This is a genomic window from Streptomyces sp. MCA2 (assembly GCF_023544705.1).
Classification (GTDB): domain Bacteria; phylum Actinomycetota; class Actinomycetes; order Streptomycetales; family Streptomycetaceae; genus Streptomyces; species Streptomyces decoyicus.
On record NZ_JAMJFM010000001.1, the window covers coordinates 187,506 to 200,856 of the forward strand.

Genomic DNA, 13,351 nt, shown 5'->3' on the forward strand with positions numbered 1-13,351 from the left:
CCGTCAGGCCGTGCCGTCGAGGGCGGCGCGGCCTTCGGTGTCGATATAGCGGGGCAAGGTGGAGGTGTGGACGGCGAGTTCGGAGTGCCAGCCCATGTAGGCGGCGAAGTCGTGGGCGTGCGTCATGATGCGCAGGACCGCGAAGCGTCCCAGTTCCTGCGGGTCCAGCTCGCGGCCGTAGCCGGACAGGAGGGCGGCGGGAAGGTCGTGCAGCCAGGGCATCTCGGCCTGGCGTTGCGCCGCGAGCATCCGCAGTTCCAGGAACTCGCCGAGCAGCCACCCCACATCGAAGGTTGCCGGGCCCCGGGTGACGTCTTCGCCAGTGAGGAGGACGGCCTCGCCCGGTGTTGTGCCGGGTAACAGAGACCCGATGCTCGCCGCGCCGTGCAGGAGGACGTCGTGGGGGGAGAGCCGGGTCGTGGTCCGGCACCAGGCCAGGACACGGGACCAGCGGTGCTCGCCCAGCCACTGGAGCATCTCGGCGTGGAGCAGAGCGGCGGCGCGTGGGCCGGTCCCGTTTTCCATCCACCGTGCCAGCCGAGTCACGCCGGTAGGCGCCGGGTGTGCGGCGGCGTCAGCGGGAGCGTGGGCGTGCAGCCGGCGCAGCAGTGCACCGGTGTCCCGCAGCAACTCGGCGAGCGAACGGGCCTGGAGGGGCAGGAGGCGGCTCTGCAGGAGCCGGGCCACGGATTGCGGTCCCGGCGCGATGTAGGTCAGGGCGTGGGGGGAGGCCTCAGGTATTCGGAGGCTGACGGCGGGGGTGCGCACAGGTTCCAGTGCTTGGCGGGTAGCGAGACTTGGGGCGGACAGCGGGGCGGGGCGGTCCGGACCGGCACTGCGTTCCCACTGGTATGTGCCGTCGGGGTGCAAGCAGATGATGGTGCGCTGGAAACCTGTGGCGAACTCATCGACGACCGTGGACGTCATGCTCAGGCCTCCGCGGAGTGGCCGGGCGCCAGCCGGGCGCGGAGCTCCTCGACGGCGGCGATCACCTCGGTCAAAGGGGCAGCAGGGGAAGCATCATGCTTGCCCGTGGTGACGCTGATGCCGCGCTGGGGGGCGACCACGGTGACGTTCCGGCGCTGGGCTAGGGCGGTGGTGTGCTGGGCCCAGGCGAAAGAAGTGACGGCTCCAGGGGGCAGCGCCGGGGCAATACCGATGGCGGCGCTGGTGCACTGCAGTGCCAGGAGGGTGGGGGTGTCGGCGGCGCCGAGGGCGAATCGGCTGGTGAAGTGGAAGGTGGCGGGGTGCACGATGACCGTGTCGGCCCATTCGGCCATCGTCACGTGCGGCGCAGTGGATTCCAGCTCGTCGGTCCACTCGTCGCGCTCTGGCGGATGCCCGGCGAACAGAGCGACGGCCTGGGGGGTGACGAACCGCTCGGCGGAGCGGGTCATGACCGTGCGGATCTCCAGGTCCGGGTAGGAGGTACGCAGCCAGTTCAGCCAGGTGGGCATGAACATCACGTTGAGTGCCCCGGTGCCGATGTACAGCAGGCGACGGGCGGTGAAGGCGGGAGGCGCCGGCACAGCGGCGGGAGTGGTCTCAGGCATGGCGTGCGTCCACGGGGGCGAGGATGTCGGTGTGGAATCGGAGAGGGGCAGGGGCGGCCGCGAGGTTGTGCTGCCTCATCTCAATGCTTGGCGGCGAGCTGGACGAGTTCCACTGCTTCGGCCAGGCCGAGGTGTGGCACGGCAGTGCGCAGTGCCTTGATGGCACGGGTGCTGGTGTCGCCTGCGGGAATCCCTGCCTGTTCCAGACTCTGGCGGGCCCAGCGGATCTTGAGTGCGTCATCTCCCTCATCTACGACGCTGTGCAGTACTTCCAGGGCACGGCGCAGCCCGGGCGCATCGGTGGCGTCGGCTTGGGCGAGAGCTGCTTCGAGAGCCGTGCGAACGTCATCGGTCTCGCGCAGGACGACGAGGTTGAGGTGGCGCGTGGTACGCATGGCGGTGGTGACCTTTCGTGCGGTGTCAGGCTGAGCCGTCGACGGCGGCTTGGCCGTCGCTGTCGATGTAGCGGGGCAGAGAGGCCCCGTACACGTCGAGTTCGGAATGCCAGCCCACGTACGCTGAGAAGTCGTGGGCATGGGTCATGATGCGCAGAACGGCGGCGCGGCCGATCGCGGTGTCACTGCCGGCTGGGCCGTATCCGGCCATGAGGGCGCGGGGGAGTTCGGCTAGCCACGGCTTGGCGGCACCGTGGTGTTGTGCCGTCATCCTGAGCTCCAGGAACTCGCCGAGCAGCCAGCCTATGTCGAAGGTGGCAGAGCCACGGTTGATGTCCTCACCGGTGAGCAGCACGCCGTCGTCGCCCTGTGGGCCCGGGATGAGTGATCCGGTGCTGGGTGCGCCGTGAAGCAGGACATCGCAACTACGCCGTAGCGTCAGCTCCTCGCACCAATCGCGCACTGTCGTCCAGCGTCTTTCGCCGAGCTTTCTGCGGAGGTCACGGTGCAGCGTGGCAGCGCTGCGGGGTCCTGCACCGCTGTCCATCCACGAAGACAACCGGGCTGGCCCGCTGGGACCGGTCCGGCCGTCCAGCGGGGGTGTACGGGTGTGGATGAGCCGGAGAAGTCCGCCGGTACCTTCCAGCGCTGCGGCCAGTCTCGTGTGTGCTGTTGGCGATACGTCCGCCCACAGCAGCATGGCGACGGACACTGCTGCCGGGGCGGTGTAGTGCATGCCTCCGTTCTTGGCGACGGGAAGGCTCAGTTGCACGGTAGACGGGGCCAGACTCGTCAGAAGTCGACCGGTGGCCGGGTCGGGGGCCTCCATTGCGGTGGAGCGGTCTGCACCGGGCCGGCGGTCCCAGACAAAAGTGTCCGGCGAAAGTCTGTAGATGCGGGTCTTTTGAAAGCCGGTGGCGAAGGCATCAACGAGGACCGGTGTGTTCACGCTGCGCCCTCCCGGTCCTCCTGGCTCCTCGGGGCGGTGCGGAGGCTTTTCACGGCAGCGGTGACCTGCAGCATGGGGGCCGCGGTCGTGGCGTCGGCCTTGCCCGTGGTGATGCTCATCCCGGGATGGGGAGGAACGACAGCCACATGGGCGCTGGTCTCATGCATGGCGGGCATCCGTAGCGGCGAGGATGTCCGTGAGATCCCTGATGGCCGCGCCAAGGCCGTGGGCGTTGAGGACACCGCAGACATTGATGATGACTTCGTCCACTCCGTGGCTGCGGTAGCGGTTCAGCCCCTCGGCGATCTCTTCTGGGGAGCCCGTGACGTAGGTGCCTGTGTCCACGAGCAACTTGGCCCCACCCTGCGGATCGGAAGGGTCAGCCGGAATGCCTGCTTGACGCAGCATGGCGGTGTAGTGGGCGGCACTCATGTGGGAGCTGGTGCCGGCGAAGGCCACATGTGCCATGTCGCGCCCCGGTCGTGAGACAGCGGCATGGACGACGGTGGCCACGCGCGGTCGGGGGCGGCTCGCTGTTTCGGCGCCCTCGTGCAGCGCGGGGACGATGACCTCGCTGATGAACGAGGGAGGTGTCAGCCAGGTAATGGCCACGTCAGCTACCCGCCCTGCCGCCCTGGCCATGGCAGGGCGCAGCACTCCCATGCCCAGTTCGACGTGCGGATGGCTCATCGAGGTGAGAGCGGTGTGCGTACCGTACTCACTGGTGTCGGTATCCACGGTCTCCCCTGAGAGGAGACCTCGCATGGTGCTGAGGTATTCGCGGGTGGCCGTCACCGGCTTGGGCAGAGGCGCCGGCCGGACCATGCGTTGGAACTCCGGGGCTCCCGGACCGATGCCGGCGACGTAGGGCAGTCCGGACAGCTGGGCGATCGACCGCGCCTGCATTGCTGCGTCGTAAGGGTGCCGAAGGGGTGCCAGCGCCACGGAGGATCCGAAGGGGATGTGGATGCCGGCCCCCGCGAGGGCAGCGAAGATGTGATGCGTTTCTATGCCGAGGGACTGGCCCAGCCACAGCCGTCCGAACCCGCGGTCCTGCAGGAGGCGCGCGAAGAGCGTGACCTTGGACAGCTCGGTGGCTTGCAGGGGGAAAACGACACTCGTCGTGGGCGGGGAGATCACTGAGGTATGTCCGTCTCCGAGAGGGCGGCGGTATCGCCGAGAACAATGCCGTGGTAGTCGTCGGGGCAGTAGAATCGGGCGGCTGCAGCCGCCACCTCGTCATCCCCCACGCCTGTCAGATGCTCGAGGAATTGAGCGATGCGGTCCGGTTCCTGCCCGAGGGTGAGCGTCAGGAGAAGGCTGCCGGCCCAAGCCTGTTGCGAGGATGCAGCTAGCGCCGTCATTCCCGTGACGTACTGCCGCGCAGCCGTGACCTCGTAAGAGTTCGGAGGGTGCTCCGCCATGTTGCGCAACTGCTGCTCGATGCCTTGCAGGGTGTGCGGCGCGGACGCCGTGGCGGTATCTGCCTCGACAGCGATGACGAGCTGGTCGAGGTGGTCGCGGAAGCTGGCTTCACAACGGTAGGCCAGACCACGGCGTTCACGTAGTTCGGCGACCAGGCGGGAGGAAAAGTACCCGCCAAACACCACATTGGCCAGGGTCAGTGCGGCGTACTGTGGGTCGTTGCGCGAAATAGTGGGGCGTATCAGCCGGATCTGGGACTGAGTCGCGCCGGGACGACGGATCCACGCCGTTCCGGGACGGCTGATCACGGGCCTGCAGGGGGCAGGAAGTGTCGTCCCTCCCGCAGCCCATGGCTGGAGCGCTGCGCAGGCGCCGGCTACCGCCTGGTGCGGGTCGATGTCACCCACCACTATCAGCACAGCCCTGTCGGGACGGACGTTCGCTTGGTGGGCGGCCCTGACATCACCGCCGGTGACACCCCGGAGTGCCGCGACCTGCGGAACGTCCTCCATTTGGGGCAGCTCTCCGTACAGGTGGCCCAGAAGCGCCTCGGAAGCCATCACGTGCGGTTGCTGACGCGTGGTGAGGACTTGGTTGTGGGCACGGCCGCAGGCCGCTTCGACCCTCTCGTCGTTATGCCGGGCGCTGGTGAGGACGTCGGACAGGACGGTCAGCAGCGGCTGCATGGCGCTCGCGGGACCGGAAGCGGACAGGACCAGCCACCTGGAGGTCCGACCGACAGACAACGTGGTACCCGTCACAGCAAGGGCTTCGACGATGCTGCGATGGCTACGGCTCGCAGTTCCCTGCAGAAGGGTGGCTGCCAGCACCTCATGGACTGCGGCCTCGTGGGAGGTACGGGGGGCCAGTGGAATGGCCAGGCGCAGCTCGGCCATCGGGATGGACGGGTAGCGGGCAGCCACCACTCGCAGTCCGGACGGCAGACGCGTATCCGCCATCGGAGGAAGGCGCAGCGGCGTGGGTGGGCCTACTTCGGGCATGGGAGCGAAGCGGTTCACCGGGCGTCGCCTCCTCGGGCGTCGAGGCTGAGCACGGCTCGTTGCTCAGGCTGGAGAGCGGCTGCGGCAGTTGCCACGTCGGATGCGGTGACGGAGGCGAGCAAGGACCCGAGGTCTTCGACGAGCTGCGGACGGCGGAACAGCAGCTCATAGGCGCCGAGAGCCCTGGTGCGGGTCACGAGGTCGTCGAAGCCACGCCAGACGGCTGCCGAGGTCAATGCATTGGCCTGCACGAGTTCACGGTCGGACGGGCCCGAGGTGGCCAGGTCGGCTATCTGGTCGTCGATGGCTGCAAGCACACGTTCGGTGGGCGTCTGCCGGGTGTGCATCGCTACACAGATGAAGGTCTCCGGGTCTCTGGCGCGTAGTGGGCCGAACAGACCGCAGCTGGTGCTGATATCGGTCACGAGTGCGTCGCGATGGACGAGTCGGTGCTTGAGCCGGGAGGTGTCGCGGCCGGTCAGGATCTCGCTGAGGGCCATGTGTGCGAGGTAGCCCGTCAGGTCCGTTGCCGCATCCGGCATGCGGTAACCGATAGCTGTCGCAGCCAGGGTCGCGTGCCGGTCGGTGTGTACCGCCGAGCGCTGCCCGGTGGGCATCGGTTCCGCGAGGGCCGCAGGGGCAGGAGCCGGCCGAGCGGGAATGCCAGCGAAGTATCGGTCGACCATGTCGAAGGCGTGCTGCGGAATGACATCCCCGCATATGGTGACCACCGCGTTGCCGGGCGCGTAGTAATTGTGGAAAAAGGAGCGGCATTCGGCAGCGGTGGCTGCGTCGAGATCGTCGAAGTCGCCGTAACCGTTGTGCGCGTTTGGGAAGGTGCTGTAGAGAACCGAAGGAAGAACCGTCCACGGGAAACCCCCGTAGGGCTTGTCCGTGACGGTCTGTCGGATCTCTTCCTTCACCACAGACCGCTGTGTGCACAGCGTTTGCTCGGTGATGCGAAGAGCTTGCATTCTGTCTGCTTCCAGGAACAGCACGCGCTCCAGTGCCTGTGCCGGAACCACTTGGTAGTAGTCGGTGTAGTCCTGGTGCGTCGAGCCGTTGGCAGTACCGCCCGCAGCCTGCACGTAGCGGAAGTGATCGGCTGGTCCGACGCGGGCACTTCCCTGGAACATCACATGCTCGAAAAGGTGGGCAAAACCCGTGCGCCCCAACGGTTCGGAGCGAAAACCCACGTCGTAATGGACCGCGATTCCCACAGACGTCGTGCCGTCCACGGGCTGTACGACCAGTCGGAGACCGTTGGGCAGCGTTGAGCGGTGCACAGGAGAGCGGGGCATGGAATGACCCTAGGTCGGGCGGGCTCGGAAAACTAATAAACAGGATCTTTTTCTTTGGTCTTGAGGATTCCTGCGGAGGTTCGGGCACGGCACCCCATCGCATTGCGGACCGCCCACCCCAAGCACTCGCGGACGCCGGCGAGCCGGAAGCCGTGTCCGGTGGGCGGGTTGGAGCCTCCGGTGGGCGTCCAGAAAAAGAAACAAAAAAACTTGAAAAGTTTCCATCTGTTCATTGGTGGCATTCTTCTTTAGCATTCTGCCGTGTGACGATTGAAGACGGAATGGCAGTTACGGGACGGAAGCCCACCCGGGCCCGCTACGACCCCTTGGAACTGGAGACGGCTCCGGAAGTTACCGACCTGCTCAACAGGCTCGGTCTCGGCACCTTCGACGTGGAGGACGTCTCGTCCCATGTCGGCCGCAACGACAACTGGTCCGGCCCCACAACCAGCGGCGCCCGGGTGTTCGTCAAGCGCCTCACGGGGCCGTCCCCGGAAGACGCCAGGCGGCGCTTCGAGCGCCTGCTTGCATTTGAATCACTCACCAGCCGAGGTGAAAACGACGCACTGCTCGGACCCCGGTTCCTCGGATCCGATGAAGAGTCTCTGCTCGTCGCTTTCGAGCTGCTTGAGGATGCGCGGTCTGGCGCTGAGCTGACCGCGGACGACAGCTTCGACGAGGCGCTCAGCCTGCGCGCCGGCCGGATCACTGGCACGCTCCACAGCCTTCCGACCGACTCCCCCCTGCTCGACACCTCTCCTCACCCGCTCCCGGCCACGCACAAACTCCACGCCCTGCCGCTGTCAGCCTTCACCGCCGCGACGTTCGGGGAGCTGGAAACCTGGCGCCTCATCCAATCCGACGAGGAGCTCTTGCAGGCCCTGGACCGTGTGCGCACTCTGGAGAGCGATCTTCAGGGCAAGTGTGCGATTCACGGAGACATGCGGCTGGATCAGTTCCTGGTCTCCGGAGACCGCCTCTACCTCACCGACTGGGAAGAATTCCGCCTTGGAGACCCCGCCCGTGATGTCGGTGCCTTCGTCGGCGAGTGGCTCTACTTCGCCATGCGGGGCATCCCCAAGGCACTCGGTGAGGAGCCTGGTTTCACCTTCGGGCACCAGACCTCCCACCAGGAGATCCTCACCGTCGGCGCACGGGCGCTCGATCGCTTCCAACCGCTGATGAGGGCGTTCTGGACCGGTTACCAGGCCACCCGCACCACGGCTCCCGACGAGGGTTTTGTCGCACGCGCCGCGGCCTACGCCGGCTGGCACATGTTCGACAGGATGTTCGCCACGGGGATGGCCGGAGGCCGTGTTCTCGCAGCGGACCGAGCCTGCGCCGGTATCGGTCGAACTGTCCTGTTGGCGCCCGAAAGCTATGTCGACGTCCTGGGACTGGGAGAAATTCGTTGATCACCACATCCGACGCGCTCGCGCCGTTCCTGTCCCTGGCCGTCGACGGCATCAAGGTGGCCGACGATGGACTCAGCGCCACCGTGGGCGGCGAGGACATCACGGCTGACTCCCCTCACCAGCTTGCCCAGCGGCTGGGGCCGATCCTCTACCAGACGGTGCACGTAGGACGGGACAAGCCCGAATCCAGCCGCCCACGGACGCTCCGTGACCCTCAGTTCGACCAGCTGTTGGCTGATGCGATGCCCCATCGCACGACCCTTGCCTCAGCGGTGATTAACGAGAGGGTGGACGAGAGCACGCTCCTGGCCACTGTCGACGGACTGCGGGTCTTCCTGCCGGCGGGGAACCTCACCGGCCCTCTGCCAGATCCCCTGCCGGCGTCAGCTCCGGTGCGGTTGCCGGCCGCTCGCCCCGCGCTGTCGACGGGCTTCTTCCTCACCGACGGCTCAGCCGGCACCGCGTCCGGTAGCTATCTGCTGCGTCTGTACATCCACGTGACGTCACCCGATGCCGCACCGTCGGTGTGGAACGCAGCGCTCTCTGTTCTGGAGGAGCATCAGCTTCCCTACCGCGCGAAGATCACTTCGTCCCCGCGGATGTTTCCGCGCCGCGATGCCCTCGTCGTCTACCTGGGGCCGCCAGCCTGGCGCGTCGTCCCAGCAGTGGCCGCTCGCGTCTCCGCGATGGAGGGCCTGGGAGCTGACACCTCCCCGTTCACCCACAACGTTGCACCGGGAGTCGCCGCAGCGTGGGAGCCCCAGGACTCCCGCCCCGGAATGCGGGCCCTCAGCTTCGGAGAGCATCGCAGTGGTGCCCTTGCCGAGGCGTTGGTCAAACACGCCGTCGGGCTCGACGGCCCCAGCCTCTCGGCGACGATCGAGGAGTCGTTCATGGACGCGGGTATCGACCCGGCGAATTGTGCGAGAAACGTTGCTTCCCCGGCCCTTGCCGCTATCGGGCTTGTCTAGCCGGCAAAGTGGTTGACTGCCGCAGTGCACCAGTGGCGTTGAGAAGGCTGGCCGTGCTGAGGTATCTCTCGGGTGCGGAATCGGCCGAGGCGGTGTGCCGACGCTTGCAGGTGTGTCCGCAGTGTCTTTACGAATGGTCTCAACTCTTCATGACCCATGCTCTGCGCGGGCTCAACGCAGAGGTCGGTGGAAATGCACGTGAGAGTGTCCTTGCGGCCGAGGCGGCCGACTTGGAAGTCGGTTTACGAGAAGCACGGGCGGAGTTGGAGGTATGGGATCGAGTGAGTGCGGAAATGAGCCGAGCAGGTCGTAGCCACCGCCCGTAGCGGCCTGCCGGGTCGCTGAGCTATATCTATGACGACAACAACCCCTGTAATGTGTTGACACTCATTACAGGGGTTGTTGTCGTTCCTTGTTCGCGAGTGAACAGGCCTCTTTTCTTTGGGTGTTCCAGTGAATCTGCAGGTCAGAGCCTCGCAGTGGAAAGCGTACGGTTATTTTCCCTGCTCATGGCCGTCCCGACCCTGATGAAATGAATGCAGCAAAGCAGGAACGGGGTGCGATCCGGGTTCCGGCTTTGTCGCTATCTATCGGTTTCCCGAAAGGAAACGCAGTGAACACTGCAGACCAGCTCATCTCCGGCTACACCGCTTACACGGACGCCGCGGACTTCGGCGCCTCCGCCGGCGGTCAGGCGCCCGCCACCACCCCGTCCATCCTGAGTGTGGTCGCGACCTCGACCGGTCCGTGCGGCGCTGCCGCGAGCATGATCTCCGGCGCCAGCATCAGCGCCACGGCGCACATCGGCTGCTGACCTTCCGCTGCAACTCCCCACAGTGGTGGTCCGACATGCCTCACCAGGGCCGCTGTTCCACTATCCGACGCATGGAAAAGGTTTCCTCATGAACACTGCAGACCAGCTCATCTCCGGCTACACCGCATACACCAACGCCGGCGACTTCGGCGCCTCGGCTGGCGGCGAGGCCCCGGCGACCACGCCGTCGATCATCACCGCGTCCTCCCCGGAGTGCGCCGCGTTCTCCCTCACCGCCGCTAGCGGTGTGATCACCAGCGTCTCCGTCACGCACGGTGCGGGCTGCTGACGTCAGTCATTGAAGTGGGGGCCGCCGAGGGCAAGTCGGCGGCCCCCACAGCCGTAACGGCAGTGCGCTTGCGCCGCTCAATGGCCCTGATCTGAATCGGCAGCGCTCCCCTTCGGGCTTTGAACACCACCGCCCTGCCCATGTCCAGCCGTCGTGTCACCGCAACCGATCTCCCGCGTTGCGGCGGCACGGCGGCTCTTGGCGGTTATTCGGCTTCCGAGCCCTGGCTGCGAGCCTGCTCGGCGATGTGTTGCAGAGCAGCCAAGTGACTGGCCAATCGCTTCCTGCCATCGAAGGTCAACGAAGCCCACGTGCGAGGCCGTTTGCCGACATGACCTTTCCTGACCTTGACCATGCCCTCGGCCTCGAGAGTCGACACTGCCTTGCTCAACGCGGAGTCGGAGAGCGACAGTCGGTCCCTCACCGTCTTGAAGTCCGCTTCCGCGCAGCCGGACAGGAATGACACCAGAGCGAGCCTAGACGGGTGCTGGATCGCCGCCTCCAAACGCGGAGCGGGGCCACTGGCACTCACGCGGGCACCCGATTCCGGGTGTGCGCCATCCGCGCCCACGTCAGACCGCCGAGCCCAACACCGGCTACCACCAGCCCGATGGATAGGTCGAAGACCAGCCCTGCGGCTCCTCCGGCGACCACCGCACCGAGGGCCGGAAGCTGCCGCATCGCTCGCTGACGGTAGGAGCCGGCTGGCCACACGGTGATGCCGCCACCTCGGCTGAAGGACGTCATCACCACGAGGAAGGCAATCAGACAGGCGAATCCCCCTGCCAGATATGCCCATGCACGCGGTTGCGAGTCGAACAGGGCGAAGAAGGTGAATCCGCCGGCGAAAAGTACGCCGGCAACGGGTGGCTGCCATGCCGGCCGGTCGCCCGGCGCCTGCGCGGCCTGTCGGGCGGTGCGCGCCATGTCGAGATCGGCTTGAGCTCGAGAGGGTGTCTGACTCATGCCTGACACGCTGACACATATTTTCCTCCTAGGCAAGTATGTGCCTAGGGGAATCCTTTCGGATCACCTGGCAGCCCAGACGGGGATGGCTGCGGGGTGAAGTGCGGCACGGTAGACGGTGGCGGTCTTGTCGTAGCGGGTGGTCAGACCTCGCCACCGAATGAGTTGGGTGGTGTTTCGCTGTGTGTGGACGTCGCGGTCGAAGGCCGGTGATCTGCCGCCCACACGGCCTCAGCGCGTGCGCGTGGCGATCTGATCGGCGGGCTGCAGGATCACCGCGCGGGGGTCTCCGGCGTAGGTGGCTGCGGATGGCGCGGGACGAGTACGCCTTGTCCGCAAGCACTGCGTCAGGCCGCACACACGGTCGCCCAAGCGGTCGCGGAACCCGCAGAGCGGCCATGACGTGATGGAACCCGGGGAGCGTCTCCTGCTTGGCCAGGAGTGAGGAGAAAGCCGACGGTCGGCAGTGGCTGTCGGCAGCCAAGTGGATCTCCGCAGTCAGTCCACCACGGGACCGGCCCCAGGCATGGTGGTGCGGCTCGCTGTCTGGGGCCCCTTTCCCCGGGCCCCAGCGGCGTGCTGATGAGCTCGGACGATGGTGGAATCCACTGCCACGATCCAGCCAAGGTCGCCATCTGTATCGGCCTGGGCGAGCAGGGCGACGAAGGCCTCTTCCCAGGTGCCCACGATGGTCCAGTTCCGCAGCCGGGTGTGGACGCCCTTCTGCGAACCGTACTGCTCGGGGAGGTCCTTCCAGGGCGAACCGGTGCGGTACTTCCAGGCGATCGCCTCGATCACCTGGCGATGATCTCGCCGGCGGCCGTCCCGCCTCGGCGTCCGATCAGGTAAAAGTGGCTTGATTCGAGCACGTTGTTCATCAGTCAGCGACGTACGCGGACAACTGTCCGAATGATCCGAAGGGGACGGCTTGGCCCGAGCCCATCACATGTCAGGGCCGGTGATCAGTGGGCGTCGTATACACATCAGTGTCGCCGGATCGATGCCGAAGGCGCTCTCGTCGGCGATGACCCTCTGCAGCCCCGGTGTGAGCAACTCTGAGCTGACCTCAGTGAATCCAAGGCGCCGGTAGTAGGGAGCGTTCAACGGAACCTCGCGAAAGGTCGGCAATGTCAACGCAGCCAACCCTCGTCCGATCGCCCACGCCCCTATCTCTGCCGGGCATGGCGTAAGTGGATGCTGACCTGTTCTATGTGTGCGCAGTCATCAATCAACTCGACTACCACGAAACCCCCAGGCCGGCCAGAAGCATCTCCGCCACTCACACGTGGCGTGCTCCTGATAGGCGGCCAACGCCTCATTGAGGAGGGTGGATTAATGGCGATCCAAGCTTCGCTGAACAGGGTCGGGAACTGTAGTCCGCACGATGAGGGAGAACGTGCATGGCGGTCGGTTTTATGATCCTTAAGAAGTGACCTAGTGCGCGGTAGGGCCTGGACATCATCGCTGATCGGCCGTGTAAAGTGACATCACTGCTCAAGACTGACCATCTGGAGCAACAGCGAAGCCGTCCTTGGCATTTGATGCCAGGAAACGAAGACGCAACGGGGAATTGATTATGGATAGTGCCGTCTGCGCTGCTTGCAGTGTTGCGCCTATGCACAAACAAACTGACGACGAGTCAGCGGACAGGGCTTCGATGTCCTTTTGGCCTGTCCGCGGACAGGGTTCCGCCTCCAGTGGCACCACAAAGCGAGCGGATGCCCTGAGGGCGCATCGGCATGGCTTTGGTGGGGTGACCCGGGGGTCACAGCCGCGCCAGCCTGGCTTAGCTCTCTCTGGAGCTTACGTCGTGCCAGGAAAACCCTCACGGGCTCCTCGATTCCTTTCTGCGTTTTCGTCCTACCGAAAAACAGAAGGAGAAAAAAGTGGCACGCCCACCAGCAATGCCTGCCGAAGGGAAGGCCGCCCTCGTCCTGCGAGTGCTCTCGGGTGACATCACGGTCTCTCAGGCGGCCCGTGAAGCTGGAGTATCCGAACAAGCCGTCGGAAACTGGAAGCGACAGTTTATCGCTTCCGGAAGCCAGGGGCTTGCGGGTGGAGACCGGCAAAGCAGTGAACGTGAAAGAAAACTTCACGCCCAGATAGCGGAGCTCAAAACAGCACTGGGTGAAGTGTATATCCAGCTGAGAGCCCGAAAGCAGGGGGTGGATCACCACGCTATCCCTATGCAGACCTTGAGACCATACGGCACGAATGCGGGATCAGTGTTTCGAGGTTCTGCCGCATCCTAGGGATATCTCGCACCAACTAT

General features: G+C 65.7%; 15 protein-coding genes and 1 pseudogene. 5 read left to right on the plus strand and 11 right to left on the minus strand.

Annotated elements, in window-relative coordinates:
* Window positions 1–3 precede the first annotated feature (3 nt).
* The 8 genes from M8I34_RS00850 to M8I34_RS00880 form a co-directional block, all read right to left on the minus strand.
* Window positions 4–927, minus strand: coding sequence for a phosphotransferase (locus M8I34_RS00850; RefSeq protein ID WP_250047262.1), 924 nt, complete (start codon window positions 925–927; stop codon window positions 4–6).
* 2 nt (window positions 928–929) lie between these two features.
* Window positions 930–1,553, minus strand: coding sequence for a flavoprotein (locus M8I34_RS00855; protein WP_250047263.1), 624 nt, complete (start codon window positions 1,551–1,553; stop codon window positions 930–932).
* A gap of 80 nt (window positions 1,554–1,633) precedes the next feature.
* Window positions 1,634–1,948, minus strand: a complete 315-nt coding sequence (locus tag M8I34_RS00860) for a hypothetical protein (RefSeq protein WP_250047264.1) — start codon at window positions 1,946–1,948, stop codon at window positions 1,634–1,636.
* 25 nt (window positions 1,949–1,973) lie between these two features.
* Window positions 1,974–2,897 carry a hypothetical protein gene (locus tag M8I34_RS00865; protein WP_250047266.1) on the minus strand — a complete coding sequence of 308 codons (924 nt, stop codon included), beginning with the start codon at window positions 2,895–2,897 and terminating at the stop codon, window positions 1,974–1,976.
* The gene (locus M8I34_RS41165) at window positions 2,894–3,016 is read right to left on the minus strand and encodes a hypothetical protein (protein WP_284049787.1); all 123 of its coding nucleotides are present in this window, start codon (window positions 3,014–3,016) and stop codon (window positions 2,894–2,896) included. Before M8I34_RS41165 ends, M8I34_RS00865 begins: the two co-directional genes overlap by 4 nt.
* 40 nt (window positions 3,017–3,056) lie before the next feature.
* Window positions 3,057–4,037 (minus strand): LLM class flavin-dependent oxidoreductase, encoded by a 981-nt coding sequence (locus M8I34_RS00870; protein WP_250047268.1) that lies wholly within the window; start codon window positions 4,035–4,037, stop codon window positions 3,057–3,059.
* Window positions 4,034–5,341: a pitrilysin family protein gene (locus tag M8I34_RS41560; RefSeq protein ID WP_250047269.1), complete on the minus strand. Its 1,308-nt coding sequence runs from the start codon at window positions 5,339–5,341 to the stop codon at window positions 4,034–4,036. Before M8I34_RS41560 ends, M8I34_RS00870 begins: the two co-directional genes overlap by 4 nt.
* Window positions 5,338–6,561, minus strand: coding sequence for a pitrilysin family protein (locus M8I34_RS00880; protein WP_250047271.1), 1,224 nt, complete (start codon window positions 6,559–6,561; stop codon window positions 5,338–5,340). The genes M8I34_RS41560 and M8I34_RS00880 overlap by 4 nt, the downstream gene beginning before the upstream one ends.
* 326 nt (window positions 6,562–6,887) lie before the next feature.
* On the opposite strand from M8I34_RS00880, the gene lxmK reads away from it, so the two are divergent.
* The 4 genes from lxmK to M8I34_RS00900 all read left to right on the plus strand — a co-directional run bounded on the left by lxmK (window position 6,888) and on the right by M8I34_RS00900 (window position 10,113).
* Window positions 6,888–8,039, plus strand: coding sequence for a class V lanthionine synthetase subunit LxmK (lxmK, locus tag M8I34_RS00885; protein ID WP_250047272.1), 1,152 nt, complete (start codon window positions 6,888–6,890; stop codon window positions 8,037–8,039).
* Window positions 8,036–9,010 (plus strand): T3SS effector HopA1 family protein, encoded by a 975-nt coding sequence (locus M8I34_RS00890; protein WP_250047274.1) that lies wholly within the window; start codon window positions 8,036–8,038, stop codon window positions 9,008–9,010. The genes lxmK and M8I34_RS00890 overlap by 4 nt, the downstream gene beginning before the upstream one ends.
* Window positions 9,011–9,623: 613 nt before the next feature.
* Complete coding sequence (locus tag M8I34_RS00895; protein ID WP_250047277.1) at window positions 9,624–9,824, plus strand: LxmA leader domain family RiPP; 201 nt, start codon at window positions 9,624–9,626, stop codon at window positions 9,822–9,824.
* An 88-nt stretch (window positions 9,825–9,912) separates the two neighbouring features.
* Window positions 9,913–10,113 (plus strand): LxmA leader domain family RiPP, encoded by a 201-nt coding sequence (locus M8I34_RS00900; RefSeq protein WP_250047279.1) that lies wholly within the window; start codon window positions 9,913–9,915, stop codon window positions 10,111–10,113.
* Window positions 10,114–10,318: 205 nt separating this feature from the next.
* On the opposite strand, the gene M8I34_RS00905 is transcribed toward M8I34_RS00900, so the two are convergent.
* The 3 genes and pseudogenes from M8I34_RS00905 to M8I34_RS00915 all read right to left on the minus strand — a co-directional run bounded on the left by M8I34_RS00905 (window position 10,319) and on the right by M8I34_RS00915 (window position 11,964).
* Window positions 10,319–10,579: a transcriptional regulator gene (locus M8I34_RS00905; RefSeq protein ID WP_308371697.1), complete on the minus strand. Its 261-nt coding sequence runs from the start codon at window positions 10,577–10,579 to the stop codon at window positions 10,319–10,321.
* Window positions 10,580–10,641: 62 nt separating this feature from the next.
* Window positions 10,642–11,040: a hypothetical protein gene (locus M8I34_RS00910; protein ID WP_250047283.1), complete on the minus strand. Its 399-nt coding sequence runs from the start codon at window positions 11,038–11,040 to the stop codon at window positions 10,642–10,644.
* A gap of 102 nt (window positions 11,041–11,142) precedes the next feature.
* A pseudogene (locus M8I34_RS00915) lies at window positions 11,143–11,964 on the minus strand (IS5 family transposase).
* A 1,019-nt stretch (window positions 11,965–12,983) separates the two neighbouring features.
* Here M8I34_RS00915 and M8I34_RS41565 point away from each other — a divergent pair.
* Window positions 12,984–13,331, plus strand: a complete 348-nt coding sequence (locus M8I34_RS41565) for a transposase (protein WP_250047535.1) — start codon at window positions 12,984–12,986, stop codon at window positions 13,329–13,331.
* Window positions 13,332–13,351: the final 20 nt, after the last annotated feature.